Source organism: Yinghuangia seranimata (assembly GCF_029953285.1).
GTDB lineage: Bacteria > Actinomycetota > Actinomycetes > Streptomycetales > Streptomycetaceae > Yinghuangia > Yinghuangia seranimata.
In genome coordinates this window covers 1-16,571 of sequence record NZ_JASAOI010000063.1, presented here as the reverse complement: position 1 = coordinate 16,571, position 16,571 = coordinate 1, and the positions used below count along the sequence as shown (strand labels likewise).

At 72.2% G+C, this 16,571-nt stretch carries 15 protein-coding genes and 1 pseudogene; 7 read left to right on the top strand and 9 right to left on the bottom strand.

Annotation, left to right across the window (positions count from 1 at the left end; translation table 11 throughout):
* Positions 1 to 32: 32 nt before the first annotated feature.
* Genes QI554_RS36040 through QI554_RS36010 form a run of 7 tightly spaced genes read right to left on the bottom strand, consistent with a single transcriptional unit; the run spans position 33 to position 7,333 of the window.
* Positions 33 to 1,193: an STM4014 family protein gene (locus tag QI554_RS36040; RefSeq protein ID WP_281476421.1), complete on the bottom strand. Its 1,161-nt coding sequence runs from the start codon at positions 1,191 to 1,193 to the stop codon at positions 33 to 35.
* The gene (locus QI554_RS36035) at positions 1,190 to 2,167 is read right to left on the bottom strand and encodes an STM4015 family protein (protein ID WP_281476419.1); all 978 of its coding nucleotides are present in this window, start codon (positions 2,165 to 2,167) and stop codon (positions 1,190 to 1,192) included. Before QI554_RS36035 ends, QI554_RS36040 begins: the two co-directional genes overlap by 4 nt.
* Positions 2,164 to 3,117: an STM4015 family protein gene (locus QI554_RS36030; RefSeq protein ID WP_281476417.1), complete on the bottom strand. Its 954-nt coding sequence runs from the start codon at positions 3,115 to 3,117 to the stop codon at positions 2,164 to 2,166. Before QI554_RS36030 ends, QI554_RS36035 begins: the two co-directional genes overlap by 4 nt.
* Positions 3,118 to 3,175: 58 nt before the next feature.
* Positions 3,176 to 4,192: an STM4015 family protein gene (locus tag QI554_RS36025; RefSeq protein WP_281476416.1), complete on the bottom strand. Its 1,017-nt coding sequence runs from the start codon at positions 4,190 to 4,192 to the stop codon at positions 3,176 to 3,178.
* A gap of 1 nt (position 4,193) precedes the next feature.
* Positions 4,194 to 5,204 carry an STM4015 family protein gene (locus tag QI554_RS36020; RefSeq protein WP_281476414.1) on the bottom strand — a complete coding sequence of 337 codons (1,011 nt, stop codon included), beginning with the start codon at positions 5,202 to 5,204 and terminating at the stop codon, positions 4,194 to 4,196.
* Positions 5,205 to 5,251: 47 nt separating this feature from the next.
* On the bottom strand, positions 5,252 to 6,304 hold the full coding sequence (locus tag QI554_RS36015) for an STM4015 family protein (protein ID WP_281476413.1): 1,053 nt from the start codon (positions 6,302 to 6,304) through the stop codon (positions 5,252 to 5,254).
* A gap of 54 nt (positions 6,305 to 6,358) precedes the next feature.
* Positions 6,359 to 7,333, bottom strand: a complete 975-nt coding sequence (locus QI554_RS36010) for an STM4015 family protein (protein WP_281476412.1) — start codon at positions 7,331 to 7,333, stop codon at positions 6,359 to 6,361.
* Between the two features lie 271 nt (positions 7,334 to 7,604).
* On the opposite strand from QI554_RS36010, the gene QI554_RS36005 reads away from it, so the two are divergent.
* The 7 genes from QI554_RS36005 (at position 7,605) to QI554_RS35975 (ending at position 15,097) form a co-directional block, all read left to right on the top strand.
* On the top strand, positions 7,605 to 8,471 hold the full coding sequence (locus QI554_RS36005; protein ID WP_281476411.1) for an NUDIX hydrolase: 867 nt from the start codon (positions 7,605 to 7,607) through the stop codon (positions 8,469 to 8,471).
* Positions 8,468 to 9,616: a protein kinase family protein gene (locus QI554_RS36000; protein ID WP_281476410.1), complete on the top strand. Its 1,149-nt coding sequence runs from the start codon at positions 8,468 to 8,470 to the stop codon at positions 9,614 to 9,616. Before QI554_RS36005 ends, QI554_RS36000 begins: the two co-directional genes overlap by 4 nt.
* 59 nt (positions 9,617 to 9,675) lie before the next feature.
* Positions 9,676 to 10,680 carry a hypothetical protein gene (locus QI554_RS35995; protein ID WP_281476408.1) on the top strand — a complete coding sequence of 335 codons (1,005 nt, stop codon included), beginning with the start codon at positions 9,676 to 9,678 and terminating at the stop codon, positions 10,678 to 10,680.
* 184 nt (positions 10,681 to 10,864) lie between these two features.
* Positions 10,865 to 12,337 carry an adenylosuccinate synthetase gene (locus QI554_RS35990; RefSeq protein ID WP_281476406.1) on the top strand — a complete coding sequence of 491 codons (1,473 nt, stop codon included), beginning with the start codon at positions 10,865 to 10,867 and terminating at the stop codon, positions 12,335 to 12,337.
* 397 nt (positions 12,338 to 12,734) lie between these two features.
* The gene (locus QI554_RS35985) at positions 12,735 to 13,496 is read left to right on the top strand and encodes an electron transfer flavoprotein subunit beta/FixA family protein (RefSeq protein ID WP_281476520.1); all 762 of its coding nucleotides are present in this window, start codon (positions 12,735 to 12,737) and stop codon (positions 13,494 to 13,496) included.
* Positions 13,497 to 13,559: 63 nt separating this feature from the next.
* Positions 13,560 to 14,519 carry an electron transfer flavoprotein subunit alpha/FixB family protein gene (locus tag QI554_RS35980; RefSeq protein WP_281476405.1) on the top strand — a complete coding sequence of 320 codons (960 nt, stop codon included), beginning with the start codon at positions 13,560 to 13,562 and terminating at the stop codon, positions 14,517 to 14,519.
* 197 nt (positions 14,520 to 14,716) lie between these two features.
* Complete coding sequence (locus tag QI554_RS35975; RefSeq protein WP_281476403.1) at positions 14,717 to 15,097, top strand: hypothetical protein; 381 nt, start codon at positions 14,717 to 14,719, stop codon at positions 15,095 to 15,097.
* A 37-nt stretch (positions 15,098 to 15,134) separates the two neighbouring features.
* Here QI554_RS35975 and QI554_RS35970 read toward each other — a convergent pair whose 3' ends face one another.
* The gene (locus QI554_RS35970; protein WP_281476400.1) at positions 15,135 to 15,758 is read right to left on the bottom strand and encodes a gamma carbonic anhydrase family protein; all 624 of its coding nucleotides are present in this window, start codon (positions 15,756 to 15,758) and stop codon (positions 15,135 to 15,137) included.
* Between the two features lie 367 nt (positions 15,759 to 16,125).
* Positions 16,126 to 16,182: pseudogene (locus tag QI554_RS35965) on the bottom strand (hypothetical protein); the annotation flags it as partial.
* Positions 16,183 to 16,571: the final 389 nt, after the last annotated feature.

The window sequence follows — 16,571 nt, the reverse complement described above, 5'->3', positions numbered from 1 at the left end:
CCCCGTACTCCGGCGGGAGGGGTGTCGTCATGTCAGGCAGTACCTCGGTCCTCGTGGGGTGCGGTCCGCCGCTCGGGCGGTCGCGGGCGCCATCCTCGCACCAGCGCGTCGACCTGTTCCGCCCAGGTGTCCCGCCCGTGGTGCAGCACGCCGGGGAGCAGGTCGCCGAACGCGTTGACCTCGCCGACGGCGTGGCGGCGCCGGTCCACCGCGAACAGCAGGTCGACGCCGACGTGCAGCGTACGGGGAAAACACCCCGCGGCGCGGACACACGACGCCATTGCCCGCGCCCACGCCTCATCGCCCACGGCGGCGCGCACGGCGCCCACGTCGGCGCGCGCGTTGCCGAGGTGCAGGTTGGTCATCGGGGAGCGCGAAGCGCGCGCCACGACGTGCGTCGCGCGCCCCGCGACGACCAGCACGCGGAGGTCCACGGCGTGCCCGTCGAGGGTGAGTTTGGGCAGCCACGACTCGACGTGCACGCGGTCGGCGCACAGGGCGTCGATCAGGGCGGCGACGTCGGCCTCGTCGCGGTACTTGCGGATCCGCAGCGCGTTGAACAGCTCGACGCCGCCCGCGGTACGCACGAGTTCGGCCGACGTGGTGGCTTGCACCCGCCCCGACCCGCTCGTCTCCAGCGCGACCACGCCGGACGCCGACGAGCCGTGCGCGGGCTTGATGAACACCCGCGGACGCCTCTCCTCGCGCATGAGCTCGCGCAGGTGCTCGTACGAAGCGACCTTCGTGTCGGGCCCGGTGAGCGCATGCGGCACCGGCACCCCGGCCTCGGCGAGCAGCGCGCTCGCCCGCGGCTTGTCGAACATCACCGCTATGTCGTCGGGTTCGTTGACGAGCCAGGCGCCGGGCGTGCCGTCGACCGCGTCACGGATGCGCTGGAGCCCGCGCAGGAGGGCCGCGTGCCGCACGGCACCGCCCTCGACCCGCGTGGCGTCGCGCGGCGCCCCGTCGCGGGACAGGAGGTCGTGGACGTCCTGGTCCTCGCCGGGCGAGTCGACACGCACCGGGCCCGCGGCGAACGCGATCGGCGCGCCGGACAGGACGTCCCGCCAGGGCACGACCCGCGGTTCGGGCAGTCCGGCGGCGTGCGCTGCCGCGGCGAATCCGACGAGGCGGCGGTGGCCGGGGTTGCCGACGACCGTCACTCCGGTTTCCGTGACCGGGTAGCCGCTCATTCGGCCACCGCCACGTACCGCTCGAACCGCTCGGCGTTCTCGCGCAGGCGGCCCTGGGTGACGTCGACGGACACCCCTGCGGGCACCAGCGTGTCCAGGACCCGCCGGGCCATGGCGCGGCTGAGGTAGTGGTGGTGCAGGTCCAGACGCCGCAGGCGGGTGAGCGGCTGCCCGGCGAGCAGTGCCTCCGCGCCGACGTCGCCGAGCGTGCCGAGCGACAGGTCGAGGGTGTGCAGGCGCGCGGTCACCGGGGCCGCCGCCAGCACGGCGGCCACGTGGTCGGTGAAACCGCAGTTGCGCAGCCCGAGCGAGCCCAGGTCCGGCGCCCCGCGCCCGAGGGTGTCGACCAGCCGGTCGACGTCGCCCGGCTCGACGTCGGCGCCGTAATCTGCATCCCCGCACCAGATTTCCAGGTGCTCCAGGGCCGGGAAAGCCGACTCCGCGACACACCTGACGACGCGCCCGGACAGGTTCCCGCTCTCGAACGTCAGCCACCGCAGCCGCTCGTGGGTCAGCGGCACGGGACGGTAGCCGCCGCCCCCGCGTACCCCGAGTTCCTCCAGCAGCGGGAACGCCTGAAGCACCAGCGTGAACGCGGCCTGGTCGAGCCACGAGATCTCGCACTCGTCGGGGACGACGTCGCCGAGGAACACGGCGCGCAGCCCGGGGAACCGGTCGGCGTACCGCTCCAGGCAGTCGACGGCGGTGCCGGAACTCTCGCCCGGCTCACCCCACACGCCGATCACGAGCGCGGTCACGCCGGCCGTGTCCACCGTGTCCGCGAACCGTGCGAACTGCTCGCGGAACGCGTCTGCGGGGGTACGCGCCGGGCCGCGCTCGCGCCACCACGCGTCGAGCCCGAGCTTCCAGGCGACCGAGCCGGCGGGTGTGCTGTCGTGGGCTTCGGGACCATCGTCCGCGAAACGCACGACGGGCAGCCCGCCGAACTCGGTCAGATGCCGAACAGGTGTCACTCGGAGACCGCCACGTACCGTCCCCAGTCCGGCTCCGTCTGCGCGTCGGACAGGTCCACGTCGACGTCCGGCACCGCGTCCCGCAGGCGCTTCTGCACGCCCTCGCCGACGAAGTGGTGGCTCAGGACGAGCCGCCGCAGGTGGGTGAGGGGCTGACCGGCGATCAGCTGCTCCACGCCCTCGTCGCCCAAGGTGCCCATGGACAGGTCGAGTTCGGTCAGCCGCGCGACGATCGGCGCACCGGCGACGGCGCCCGCGACGGCGTCCTGGATCTCGCTGTCCATCAGGCCGAGGTGCGTCAGGCTCGGCAGGCCGGCGCCGTTGAGGATGCCGGCGAGGTCGTCGGTGGTCGTGTCGCCGCCGTACCGGTCGACCCCCAGCCAGACGTCCAGGTACTCCAGCACCGGGAAGGTGGACGCCCCGACCGCGCGCACCACCTCGGCCGGCATGCCGCCGCTCTGCAGCCGCAGGCGGCGCAGGTGCGGGTAGTCGCCGACGGGGAAGGCCAGGCCCTCGCCCCCGCAGGTGGCGAGTTCCTCGAGGGCGGGGAAGGCCGCCAGCAGCGGGGCCAGGTCGCCCTGCGGGATGTAGGCGACGTCGGACTCCTCGCGGACGATGTCGCCGAGGAACAGCGCGCGCAGCGCCGGGAACCGGTCCCGGGCCCCCAGGAGCATGGTGAACGGGAGGTCTTCCTCCGCGTCGGTGACGCCCCAGTCGCCGATCAGCAGCGCGCGGACGCGGGTGGTGTCCACGGTGTCCAGGAAGTGCTGGAACAACTCCTCGAAGCCGCTCTCGGGCTCCGCGAACTCGATCGCCTCGACGAGCCGGAGCCGCCAAGCGACGGCACCGGGGTCGGCGACCTGCGGTATGCGGATCGAGCGCTCGTCGTCCATCGTCGCCTCGACAACGGGCAGTCCGGCGAAGTGCGTCTCGTGCTCGTTGACGCTCATGGGCTGACGTCCTTTCGGTGCTGGGTGTTTCGAAGCCCGGTGTTCCGGGTCGGCGACGTCACTCGGAAACCTCGACGTATCGGCCGTCGTCAGCCCAGTCGTACGGGATTTCGGGCTCGGAGACGTCGACGGCAACGCCTTGCGCCCCGAGCGTCGTACGCAGCCGTTCGATCACGCCGGGGGACAGGAAGTGGTGACGGATCCTGAGCCGCTCAAGGTGTCCGAGCGGCTGGCCGCTCAGCAGTGCCTCCGCACCGTCGTCGCCGAGCGTCCCCATGGACAGGTCGAGTTCCGTCAGCTGGGCGACGACCGGCGCGGACGCGATCGCGGCGGCGATCTCGTCCTGCCGCTCGCTGTTCAGCAGCGCGAGGCGGCGCAGAGACGGCAGCCTGGCGCCGGAGAGGATCTCGGACAGGTCGCCGACGGTCGTGTCGCCGGAGTAGCGCTCGGTACCCAGCCACAGTTCGAGGTCTTCCAGCGCGGGCAGGTCCGCGCCGCCGATTGAGCGGACGATCCCGCCGTGCAGGCCACCGGACTCGAACCGCAGGGTGCGCAGGCCCCGGTGCGCCGTCGGGAAATCCGAGCCCGGGCTGCCGCGGAACGCGAACGTCTCCAACGCCGGGTAGGCGTCGAGCAGCGGAGTGAACGGGTCGTCGAACGAGATCCAGGAGATCTCCGACTCCTCGGAGATGACGTCGCCCACGAACAGGTGCCGCAGCGCGGGCAGGCGGTCGGCGGCGGCGACCAGCGAGGGGATGACAGGCCCGCCGTCGGAAAGGTCCTCGTCCCATGCGCCGATCACCAGGGACGTCACCCGCCGGGTGTCCACGGAGTCCAGGAAGTAGGCGAAGTGGTCGGACCACTCGGGATCCGCGTCCCAGTGCCGGAAACGCAGCCGCCAGGCGACCGCGTCGGGCGCGTACTCGTCGGGGGCGATGCCGTACTGGGCATCGGTGTCGAGGTAGCTGTTCGTCGGTTGGCTGCCCGGCGCGGCGGACTGTTCGTCCGAATCGGGCGGCCGCAGGTCGGCGACCGGGAGACCGCCGAAGGATGTGACGTAGTCACCGATGCCCATGCTATTCGGCCACCTCGACGTAGCGGCCGTCGACGCCCCAGTCGCGGCGCTCCTCGGGGGCCGAGAGGACGACGTCGACGCCGCTGTCGGCGAGGGTTGTCCGGAGCCGTTCCGTCATCGGCTCGGACATGAAGTGGTGGTTGACCACGAACTCCTCGAGGTGGCCGAGGGGTTGGCCGCCGAGGAGGGCTTCCGCGCCTTCGTCGCCGAAGGTGCCCATGGACAGGTCGAGGCGCTTCAGGCCCGCGACGACGGGGGCGGCGGCGAGTGCGGCGGCGAAGTCGTCCTGACGCTCGCTGTTGAGCAGGGCGAGCTGGCGCAAGGCCGGTGTGCGGGCGCCTTCGAGGAGTTGTGCGAGGTCTTCGGGGGTGGCCGTGCCGCCGTGGTGTGCGACGCCGAGCCACAGTTCCAGGGTTTCCAGGAGCGGGAACTCGCACGCGCCGAGGCCGCGGGCGATCGAGGCGGTCAGCATGCCCTCCATGGTCAGGCGGCGCAGGTTCGGGTGCCGGCCGGGGTTCACGTCGACGAAGCCTCGCACGCCGAGTCCGGTGAGGTTCGGGAACGCGTCGAGGACGTCGTTGAGCGGTCTGGTGAACTCGATCCAGGTCAGCTCCGACTCCTCCTGCACCGCTTCGCCGACGAACAGGTGGCGCAGTGCGGGGAACCGGTCGGCGGCCTCGACGAGCGACGGTATGACGACCTCGTCCTCGGACAGGTCCTCGCTCCAGGCTCCGATGATGAGGGCGGTGACCTTGGTGGTGTCGACGGTGTCGAGGAAGTACCGGAAGTGGTCGGCCCAGTCGGGGGCGTCCTCCCAGTACCGGTAGCGCACCCGCCACGCGACCGCGTCGGGGGCGTACTCGTCCGGGGCTATGCCGTAGCGGGGTTCGTCACCGTGGCGGGTGTCGTCGGGGTGCGTGCCGGGCGTCAGCGAGGCCGCCTTCGAGCCGGCCGGGCGCAGGTCGGCGACGGGCAGACCGCCGAAGTGTTCGAGGTATCGGTAGATGCCCATGCTGGTGTTCCGGGCTCCTGTTCGGGTGCTGGTCGGTGGCGGGCGTGCTACTCGGCGACCGCGACGTAGCGGCCCCAGTCGCGGGCCGTCTGGTGGTCGGACAGGTCCAGGTCGACGCCGGCTTCGGCGCACAGCGTCCGCAGCCGTTCCTGGAGCGCGTCGCCGATGAAGTGGTGGTGCAGGTCGAGCCGCGTGAGGTGCCCGAGCGGCTGTCCGGCGAGCAGTGCTTCGGCGCCCTCGTCGCCCAAGGTGCCCATGGACAGGTCGAGTTCGGCGAGCCGGGCGACGACAGGGGCGCCCGCGACCGTGGCGGCGACGGCGTCCTGGACCAGGCTGTCGCACAGCGCGAGGTGGGTCAGCGCGGGCAGGCCGGCGCCGGAGAGGATCCCGGCGAGCTGGTCCACGGTGCCGGCCTGCCCTCCCAGGCCGGCGCCGACGCGGATCCGGTCGACGGTGTCGATGCCGCCGTACTCGGGGTGGCCGAGCATCGCGTACAGGTGGGTGAGCGCGGGGAGTTCGCACGCGCCGACGGCTTCGAGGACGTGGCCGGGCAGTCCGCCGCTGTGGAAGACCAGTTCGCGCAGGCCGACGTGGCGTATCGCGTCGAGCCGGAGGTGGGAGCCGCCCTTGACACCGAGGGTGTGCAGGTCGGGGAAGGCGTTGAGCAGCGGGGTGAGGTCGTCCTGGACGATCCAGGACACCTCTTCCTCCTCCTGGCTGATGTCGCCGACGAAGAGGTGTCGCAGCGCGGGGAAGCGCTGCGCGTCGGCGGTGAGCAGGCCGAGGGGGACGTCGGCCGAGGCCTCTTCGTAGCTGGGTCCCCATCCGCCGATGACGAGTGCGGTGACCTTGGTGGTGTCGACGGTGTCGACGAACCGCGCGTACAGGCTCGGGTAGTCCTCAGGGTCGGTGGCGTAGTCGTCGTTGAGCGTCCGCAGCCGCCACGCGGCCTTGTCGGCGGGCGGGAGGCCGGTTTCCGGCCGCACGTCGGCCGGGTCGATGTACCAGTCGTACTGCGGCTCGCCGTGCGGGGCGAAGGCCGCGACGGGGAGGCCGCCGAACGACTCCAGCAGGCCGCGGGTGTAGGGGATGGTCGGCAAGGTGTCCTCTGGTTCGGTTCCGTGCGGGGTGGTCGACGTGGCGAGGGCGCGCGGTTACTCGGACACCTCGACGTAGCGCCACACCTCGGTGCCGTCCAGGTCGTCCTCCTCCTCGAGGTCCTCGAGGCCGACGACGACGTCGGGCAGGGCGTCCGCGAGTCGGTCGCACATGCTCTGGGTCATGAAGTGGTGGCTCAGGACAAGCTGTTCGAGGTGCTGGAGCGGCTGCCCGGTGAGCAGCGCCTCGGCGCCCTGGTTGCCCAGCGTGCCCATGGACAGGTCGAGCCGCCGCAGCCGGGCGACGATCGGGGCGGAGGCGACGGCGGCGCAGATCTCGTCCTGGATCTCGCTGTTCATCAGGCCCAGTGAGGTGAGGGCGGGCAGGCCGCGGCCGTTGAGGATGCCGGCGAGGTCCTCGGCGGTGGCGTCGCCGTCGTAGTCCTCGACGCCGAGCCACAGTTCGAGGGATTCGAGGGCCGGGAGCGTCGAGGCGCCGACGGCCTGCACGACGTCGGCCGGGAGGCCGACGGTCTGGAACTCGAGGGTCCGCAGGGAGTCGTGTTCGACGGGGGAGAGTTCGATGTACGCGCCCTTGACGATGAGCGTTTCCAGCTTCGGGAACTCGGTGAGCAGCGGCGTGACGTCGCTCTGCTGGATCCAGGAGAGCTCGTTCTCCTCGTAGTGGATGTAGCCGAGGTACAGGTGGCGCAAGGCGGGGAACTTGTCGGCGTGTTCGACGAGCAGGTCGACCACGACCTTGGAGCTGAGGTCGTTCACGCCCCAGGAGCCGATGAGCAGCGCGCTGACCTTGGTGCTGTCGACCGTGGCGAGGAAGCGCGCGAAGTGCTCGGGGAAGGTCTCGGGGGCTTGGTACGTCGGGATCCGCAGCGCCCACGCGGCCTTGCCTGCGGCAGGCAGCGGCTTGTGGGCGTGGGCGTTGTCGGCCCGGGTCCCCTTCGGGTCGGGGAGGTCGTTCAGCGCGGCGACGGGCAGACCGCCGAACGAGTCCATGTCCCGGTACGTGTACATGACGGAGCGTCTCCTTGGTGGCGGCGTGGCCGGGGGTGTGGGGACCTGCCTACCAGAGCGGTGCGACGCCCGTTCGGGGGAGTGCGCGCGGGGCGCTCGGGGAGGCGCTCGGGACGGCGCTCGGTGAGGTGTTCGAGGGGCGCCGAACGGGTGCTTCCACGTGAGGGAAAACCCTGTGGCCCGTGTCGGAGTGGACAGGTACTTTGGTCTCGGCACTAGATTTTCTCATGTCGAGAACAACTAGGATCGAGTGAGCGGCGAGGCGGAGCACATGACGACGGTCGGACAGCCTGGCGGGGACACCCCGGGGGGCACGGAGCAGGCCTGGCTGGCCGCGTACGATCCGCGCGCCTTCGCGCCGATCGCGGTCACCGTCGACGTGGTCGCGCTCACCATCAGGCAGCGCGCGGACGGCGGCGGCAAGGCGCTGCACGTGCTGACCATCCGGCGCGGCGGCATGCCGTACGAGGGCTTCCGGGCGCTGCCCGGCGGCTTCGTCCGCGCGGCCGAGGACGAGGACCTCGGCCAGGCCGCGGTGCGGGAACTCGCCGAGGAGACCGGCCTGTCCGCGCTCGGCGCCGCAGGGGAGGGCGGCGCGCCCGAGGCCGACTCCGCACCGTCCGACGCCCCCGCCCCGAGGCTGCACCTGGAGCAGCTCGGCACCTATGGCACACCGGGCCGCGACCCGCGCATGCGCGTCGTGTCCGTCGCCTACCTGGCCTTCGCGCCCGACCTGCCCGAGGCGACCGCGGGCGGCGACGCCGCGGCGGCGGCCTGGCTGCCGGTCGACGCGCTCGACCCGTCCGAACTCGCCTTCGACCACGCGCGCATCCTCGCCGACGGCCTGGAGCGCGCCCGGTCCAAGCTCGAATACACCGCGCTCGCCACGGCGTTCGCACCGCCCGAGTTCACCATCTCGGAGCTGCGCGAGGTCTACGAGACGGTCTGGGGGGAACCCCTGCACGCCGGAAACTTCCACCGCAAGGTGCTGTCGGCGCCCGGCTTCGTCGAGGACACCGACACCACCACCGCCCGCGGCGGCGCCCGCGGCGGCCGACGCGCCCGGCTCTATCGAGCCGGCGGCGCGAGCCTGCTGCATCCCGCGCTGCTGCGTCCGTCACGGGAGGAAAACCAGTGACAGGCACGCCCGGAACCACGACTCCCGCGATCCCGAGGACTCTCGAGGAGGCCCTCGAACTCGTCGGCGGGGCGATCGCCCCCGAGGACCTGTTCGGGCCGTACGACGGCACTCCCGAGGCGTGCCTGCGTTCGGGGGGACGCATGTACCGCGCACTCGCCCGCATCCTGCACCCGGACGCGGTCCCCGAGGGCCGCAAGGCCGCCGCCCAGGCGGTGTTCACCCGGCTGTCGGAGCTGTGGCAGCGCTACCAGCAGACCATCACCGGGGTGACGGGCCGCCAGGTCGTCGTCACCACAAGGAAACGCGCGTACTCCGTCGGCGGCGAACGCGCCCGCGGCGACATCGGCACGCTGTTCAAGGTCAGTTACGCCGACGCCGCCGGCGCCGAGGTGCGGGCGCTGCTCAAGATGCCGCGCTCGGTCGCCGACAACGACCTGATGGAGCGTGAGGCGACCGCCCTGGAGCGCATCGCGCGCGAGGGCGACCGCAAGTACGCGTCGTACGTGCCGGCGCTCGTCGAGTCGTTCCGGCACCGCGACGAGGACACCGGCAACGAGCGGCGCGCCAACGTCATCGAGCGGGTGCGCGGATTCCGCTCGCTCGCCGAGGTGCGCGAGGCGTACCCCGACGGGCTCGACGCGCGCGACGTCGCGTGGATGTGGCGGCGGCTGCTCGTCGCGCTCGGCTACGCGCATCGCGCGGGCGTCGTGCACGGCGCGGTGGTGCCCGACCACGTCCTGATCCACCCCCAGCAGCACGGCCTCGTGCTGGTCGACTGGTGCTACTCGACGCTGCTCGGCCGCGGAGCCGACGACGCGTACACGGCCGCCACCGAGTACGTCCCGGCGATGCTCGACCGCTACGCCGAGCTGTATCCGCCGGAGGTCCCGGCCAAGCAGCCGCCGGACCCGTCGACCGACATCTACATGGCCACCAAGTGCATGACGTACCTGCTGGCCCCCGACGCCCCCAAGCCCGTCTTCCGCTTCGCGCGCGGCTGCACGCTGGCCGCCCCGGCCCGCCGGCCGCACGACGCGTGGCGGCTCCTCGGCGAACTCGACGAGCTGCTGGGGCGGTTGTACGGGCCGCGCCGGTTCCGGCCGTTCACCATGCCCGCCGCGCGGCCGGGCCGGCGCAAGTAGCAGTCCCCGGAGCACGACATCCCGAGCACGACATTCCCTGAGGAGGGACGACCACCACCATGGGAAGCGGCAACTGGTCCACCGATGTGTACGACGCGGCGAACGCCTACAACGCCAGCACGGGGCGCAGCGCGTTCGCGTACAACGACTCCACCGTGAAGTCCGTTCCGCGCAGCTCCTGGAAGGCCCACGCCGACCTCGACCCGCGCGGCGTGGGCGTGCGTGAGAGCCGCGACAGCGACGAGCACCCGACGTCGCTCGCGATCTCCATCCTGTTCGACGTCACCGGCTCGATGGGCTCGGTGCCGATCACGCTGCAGACCAAGCTCGCCGAGCTGTTCGGACTGCTGCTGCGCAAGGGCTACGTCGACCACCCGCAGATCCTCTTCGGCGCGATCGGCGACGCCACGTGCGACCGAGTGCCGTTGCAGGTCGGCCAGTTCGAGTCCGACAACCGCATGGACGACCAGCTCGGCACGATCCTGCTCGAAGGTGGCGGCGGCGGCCAGAAGACCGAATCGTACGAGCTGGCCATGTACTTCATGGCCCGGCACACCGAACTCGACTGCCTGGACAAGCGCGGCAAGCGCGGCTACCTGTTCGTCATCGGCGACGAGATGCCGTACGGGCGGGTCAAGAAGCGCGAGGTCGAGGCGGTGATCGGCGACACGATCGGTGAAGACATCCCCGTCGAGGCGATCGTCGCCGAGCTGCAGCGCAAGTTCGAGGTGTACTACATCCTCCCGGCGGGGGCGTCGTACGTCGGCGACACCGAGGTGCTCGGCATCTGGAAGAAGCTGCTGCGGCAGAACGTCATCGAGCTCGACGACCTGGACGCGGTGTGCGAGACCATCGCGCTCACCATCGGCCTCGCCGAGGACGCCATCGACCTCGACGAAGGCCTCGGCCACCTGCGCGACGTCGGCTCGACCGACACGCAGGTCGGATCGGTCTCCCGCGCGCTCTCGGCGTACGCCGACGCCCGCCCGGGCGGCGTCGCGGTGGCCGGCAAGCTGCCGAGCCTCGACGACGGCGGGCCGGCCGCGGGGACGACCCGGTTGTAGTGCCTGAGCACAGGGCCGGTCGGATCATCCGACCGGCCCTGTGGGCGCCCGCGGTGAACGGAACAGCCGCCGCTGCTATACCCCCTGAGTGGGGGCGCGATTTCCGGTCCGACCATCACACCGCGACCCGCGCGCCCCCGTCCTCCCGTGCCCCCGTGACCGGTCGCCACACCCTGGAGTCCGCGTGCCCGACGCCCCCCGCCACACCGCCGTCGTCGACCTCGGCTTCGGCGACGCCGGCAAGGGCACCGTCGTCGACCACCTGTGCGCCCGCGCCCGCGACACCGCCGACCCCGTCCGCGCGGTCGTCCGCTTCAACGGCGGCGCGCAGGCCGCGCACAACGTCGTCACCGACGACGGGCGCCACCACACGTTCGCCCAGTGGGGCTCCGGCACCTTCACGCCCGGCGTCGAGACCCACCTGTCGCGCTTCATGATCGTCGACCCGCTGGCGCTGACCGCCGAGGGCGCGCACCTGGCCGCGGTCGGTGTCCCCCGCCCGTTCGACCGGCTCACCGTGCACCGGGACGCGCTGCTGACCACCCCGTACCACGCCGCCGCCAACCGGGTCCGCGAGCTGGCGCGCGGCGCCGCCCGGCACGGCTCGTGCGGCATGGGCGTGGGGGAGACCGCCGCGTTCGCCGCGCGGTTCCCCGACGAGGCGATACGCGCCCGCGACTGCCTCGACCCGCGGCTGCTCCGCACCCGCCTGCGGACCCTGCTCGACGCCCTGCGCGCCGAAGGCATCGCCGGCATAGGCGCCGCCGCCGACACCGACGCGGCCGTCTACACCGACGACATCGCCGCCGCCGCCGATACCGCCGCCGCCGATACCGCCGCCGGCGACGCGGCGCCCCTCGGATCCGGCCACCCGCAAGGCCCCCGTCGCGCCACCCCTCTCGACCTCGGCTCCGTTCCCGACATCGACGCCTGCGTCGACGCGTTCGCCGCCTTCGGCCGCGCTGTCCGGCTCGTCGACGACGCCCACACCGTCCGCCTGCTCCGCCGCGGCCGCGTCGTGTTCGAGGGCGCGCAGGGCGTGCTGCTCGACGAGTGGCACGGCTTCCACCCGTACACCACCTGGTCGACCACCACCTTCGCCAACGCCGAGACACTGCTCGCCGACGCCGGCCTCGCCGCCGGGTCCGCGCTGCGGCTCGGCGTGGTGCGCACCTATACGCCACGGCACGGCCCAGGGCCGCTGGTCACCGAGGACGCCGCCGCCACGGCCGCGCTGCCCGACCGGCACAACGACACGGGGCGCTGGCAGGGCGCGTTCCGGGTCGGCCACTTCGACGCCGTCGCGCACCGCTACGCCGTCGAGGTGTGCGGAGGCGTGGACGCGCTCGCGGTGACCCATCTCGACGCGCCGGAGCGGTTCCCGCTCGTGCTGTGCCGGGCGTACGAACTCGACGGCGGCCGGCTCGACCGGCTGCCGGTCGGCCGGCGCGGCGACCTGGCCGGCCAGGAGCGGCTCACCGCGCGGCTGATGCGCGCCGCGCCCGTCCTGGAACCGGTGCCGGTCGCCGCGGACACGCCGTCGCCGTGGCCGGAGATCGTCTCGGCGGCCCTCGGTGCGCCGGTGAGCCTGCTCTCGTCGGGTCCGCGCACCGGTGACAAGGCCGGTCCAGCGGTGTTACTGTCCAGTAACAAGTAGTCGGAGGCCCGTCAGGGTGCCGGAAGAAACCTCCATCAATCGCCCAAGTGGCGGGGCGGTGGTCAGGTTCCCTTCCGGGGGCGCGTACTCTCGACTAGAAGTTGACGGACCGTCACATGATGGAAGTGCCAGGCCGCTTCACACACGCGCGCGTGCGTGGGGAGGTCAGGAGACGGACATCGCAGGATCGAAGGGGCCGGAGCCGTCATGGACCTGGTGGGACGCCGTACCAGCGGGTACTCCCGTGGATGCAATGATGCGGGAGTGATCGAACACCCGGCTTCGCGCGAGCCGCGGTGGGGCCATAGCGGCGTCTTCGGACGGGCATGACACCCTCGGACCGGCACCTGGGTGACCGGACGACCACAGGAGAACTGTTGTGAAAATCGTTGTCTGCGTGAAGTACGTGCCCGACGCCACCGCCGACCGCGGGTTCAATGAGGACGGCACCACCGACCGCGAGTCGGTCGACTCGCTCCTCTCCGAACTCGACGAGTACGCGATCGAGCAGGCCCTGCAGATCGTCGAGTCGGGCGTCGAGGCCGAGATCACCTACCTCACGGTCGGTCCGGACGACGCCACGGACGCGCTGCGCAAGGCCCTCGCCATGGGCGGCGACAACGCGGTCCACGTCAACGACGACGACATCCAGGGCACCGACGCGCTCGGCACCTCCCTGATCCTCGCCAAGGCCATCGAGGCCAACGGCTACGACCTGGTCATCTGCGGCATGGCCTCCACCGACGGCGGCATGGGCGTCGTGCCCGCGATGCTCGCCGAGCGCCTGGGCGTCCCGCAGGTCACCTACCTCGACGAGGTCAAGGTCGAGGGCGGCGTCGTCAAGGGCCGCCGCGAGGGCGACACCGCGACCGAGCAGGTCGAGGCCTCGCTCCCTGCCGTCATCTCGGTCACCGACCGCACGGGCGAGGCACGCTTCCCGTCCTTCAAGGGCATCATGGCGGCCCGCAAGAAGCCGCTGGAGTCCAAGGACCTGGATGACCTGGGCATCGACTCCGACGAGGTCGGCCTGTCCGCCGCCTGGTCGACGGTCGACGCCGCCACCGCGCGCCCGGCGCGCACCAAGGGCGAGGTCGTCACGGACGAGGGCGAGGGCGGCGTGCAGCTGGCCACGTTCCTCGCCGCCAAGAAGTTCATCTGAGTCGGGCAGCACCGGACCTTTTTCTGATCTGTTTCCGGGCTTCACCGGACAAGGAGAGATTCAGTGGGTGAGATCCTCGTTCTCGTCGACCACGTCGACGGAGCCGTTCGCAAGCCGACCCTGGAGCTGCTGACGCTGGCCCGCCGCATCGGCGAGCCCTCGGCCGTGTTCCTGGGCAAGGGCGCCGACGCCGCCACCGAGACCCTGGGCCGCTACGGCGCCCAGAAGATCTACGTCGTGGACGCCGCCGAGGTCGACGAGTACCTCGTCGTGCCGAAGGCCGACGCCCTCGCGCAGGTCGCCGGCGCCGTCAACCCGGCCGCCATCCTCGTGCCGTCGTCGCCCGACGGCCGTGAGGTCGGTGCCCGCGTCGCGGTCCGCCTCGGCTCGGGCCTGATCACCGACGCCGTCGACGTCGTCGCCGGTGAGAACGGCCCCGAGACCGAGCAGTCGGTCTTCGCCGCGACCTACCAGGTCCGCGCGCACGTCACCAAGGGCACGCCGATCATCACGGTCAAGCCCAACGCCGCGACCCCGGAGGAGGCCCCGGCCACCCCCGCCGTCGAGTCCGTCGCGGTGAAGTTCTCCGCGGCCGCCACCGGCACCAAGGTCGTCTCCCGCGCCCCGCGTGAGAAGTCCGACCGCCCCGAGCTGACCGAGGCCGACATCGTCGTCTCCGGCGGCCGCGGCGTGAACGGCGCCGAGAACTTCGTCGTCATCGAGCGCGTCGCCGACGCCCTCGGTGCGGCGGTCGGCGCCTCCCGTGCCGCCGTCGACGCCGGCTGGTACCCGCACAGCCACCAGGTCGGCCAGACCGGCACGCAGGTCTCGCCGCAGCTGTACATCGCGGCGGGCATCTCCGGCGCGATCCAGCACCGCGCGGGCATGCAGACCTCGAAGACCATCGTCGCGATCAACAAGGACGAGGACGCCCCGATCTTCGACCTCGTCGACTACGGCGTCGTGGGCGACCTGTTCAAGGTCCTCCCGCAGCTCGAGGAAGAGATCAACAAGCGCAAGTGACGCCCGCCGTCTGACGCTTGACGCCCGGCCCCTGGCTCTCCCGCACGGGAGGACCAGGGGCCGGCGGCATTCCCGGGTCCGTCGAGGTCCGCTGTCGGTGATCGGGCAAATGTGACGAATGCCCCACCGGGGGGAGGTTTGACCTCGCTTAGCCTGGATGAGGTCGGTCGAACGCACGGGCTCGGAAGGGCAGCGCCTTGATTTTCCTCGTCTTCATCTGCTTCGCGGCGCTCGCCCTGATGACCTCCATCGCGGCGTTCACCGGGTACCGCGGGCTGGTGTGCCACCCGCGGCGCGGGTATCCGGTCGTCACGCGGCGGATCTCGGACGACACGCACCACGCGCACGAGGCGAACCGCAGCGTCGCGCACTGGTGCACCGGGGCCGCGCTGCTCTCGATCGCGCCGCTCGTGCCGCTGGGGCGGCTGCTCGGGGACGGGATCGAGGGGCAGACGCTGACCACCGGCTCGGTGGTCCTGCTGGCCGCGTACGGTGCCGCGCTGGTCGTCCTGGGGCGCTACCCGTTCGAGCGCATCCGGCGCCGGTACGCGGTCTCGGGCGCGGACCCGCAGGCCTGAGTCGCCTGAGTCGTCGGAGTCGCCGGAGTCGCCTGGGTCACCGTTCGCCGTTCCGCTCGCGGTAGGTGTGCAGCGGGACGGCCACGGAGCTGTCCGTGCTGACCCTGCGGCGGTCCGGTTCGACCGCGGTGAGGGGCGTTGCGGGGCGCAGGCTCACGAGGGAGCGCGCCGCCAGGTCCTGGTAGACACGGGTGCCGTTGGCCTTCCAGGCCAGTTCGGTCTCGGTCAGCTCCCGGACGACGGCGGCCGGGGTCCCCGCGGCGAGGTGCTTCTCCGGGACGACGGTGCCGGCCTTCACGAAGCTGTTCGCCGCGACGAACGCGTACGCGCCCAGCTCGACGCCGTCCATCACGACCGCGTTCATGCCGACCAGCACGCCGCGCCCGACCCGGCAGCCGTGCAGGACCGCGCCGTGCCCGATGTGCCCGTCCTCGTCGACGACGGTGTCCGTGCCGGGGAAGCAGTGCACGACGCAGCCGTCCTGGACGTTCGCGCCCGCCCCGACGGTGATCCGGCCGAAGTCGCCGCGCAGGCTCGCGAGCGGGCCGATGTAGGCGCGTGGGCCGATGATGACGTCGCCGACGAGGACGGCGTCGGGGTGGACGAACGCCGTCGGGTCGATCACCGGGACGATCGAGTCGATCTCGTACACGCGGGCCATGGCGGTCTCCGTTCCGGGCGGTGGTGCGAGGTGCCCGGCACAGTTTTCCTGACGGGGTGTCAGATTGCGAGGGCGGGGGCGGTCTGTCGCTGCTCCGCCGACTCGGCCCGCTTCGTCCGTCTCGCCCTCGCGGCCCGGTCAGTCGTCGCCCAGGGCCCGCTCGTACGCGGCCAGCGTCTCCGTGAACACCGCCCGCTCGGCGTCCGACAGCGGTGCCAGCGCCTTGCGCCACGCCCCGGCGCTCCGGCCCGAGCCACGTGCGGATCGCCGGCTCGTGCGCGTCGGCGATGGCGACGATCGCCCGGTGCCGGTCGGCCGGGTCCGCGCCGCGTTCGAGGATGCCCCGTTTGCCGAGGTCGCTGACCATCGGGCTCACCGTCGCGGGCACGACCTCGAGGCGCGCGGCCAGCTCGCTGACCGGCATCGGGCCGTCGAAGAGCAGGTAGGCGAGGAGCGACAGGTGGCGGGGGCCTGAGGATTTCGCCTGAGGGCGTCGGTTCCTGCCTGCCGCAGCGTGGACTGCGGGTGTCCGCACCTTCTCAGGCTGCTCGGTGGCGGCACGGACTGCGCCTGGCTGCACTGTCCCCGACCTGCACCGTGGCGGTGTGGACCCCGTTGGCCTGCACCGTCCCGGGCCTGCATGCCGGCGGTGGCCATCTCCCCCTCCCGATTTTTGATTGTCCGCGCGGCCGAGCGGCTGTCAAGGCGCGGTGGACCAGCGAAGTATCCGTGGCCTGACCGGTGTTCGAGGGGGCGCCTTGACCGCCGCCCGGCCGCGCTTAAAACCGCGGCAACTATCGGGCGGGGGAGGCG

Excerpts from the sequence above, each read along its gene's own strand:
- QI554_RS35970 (WP_281476400.1), bottom strand. The coding sequence starts at position 15,758 with ATGGCCCGCGTGTACGAGATCGACTCGATCGTCCCGGTGATCGACCCG.
- QI554_RS36020 (WP_281476414.1), bottom strand. The coding sequence starts at position 5,204 with ATGGGCATCTACCGATACCTCGAACACTTCGGCGGTCTGCCCGTCGCC.
- QI554_RS36010 (WP_281476412.1), bottom strand. The coding sequence starts at position 7,333 with ATGTACACGTACCGGGACATGGACTCGTTCGGCGGTCTGCCCGTCGCC.
- QI554_RS36040 (WP_281476421.1), bottom strand. The coding sequence starts at position 1,193 with ATGAGCGGCTACCCGGTCACGGAAACCGGAGTGACGGTCGTCGGCAAC.
- QI554_RS35995 (WP_281476408.1), top strand. The coding sequence starts at position 9,676 with ATGGGAAGCGGCAACTGGTCCACCGATGTGTACGACGCGGCGAACGCC.
- QI554_RS36030 (WP_281476417.1), bottom strand. The coding sequence starts at position 3,117 with ATGAGCGTCAACGAGCACGAGACGCACTTCGCCGGACTGCCCGTTGTC.
- QI554_RS36005 (WP_281476411.1), top strand. The coding sequence starts at position 7,605 with ATGACGACGGTCGGACAGCCTGGCGGGGACACCCCGGGGGGCACGGAG.
- QI554_RS36025 (WP_281476416.1), bottom strand. The coding sequence starts at position 4,192 with ATGGGCATCGGTGACTACGTCACATCCTTCGGCGGTCTCCCGGTCGCC.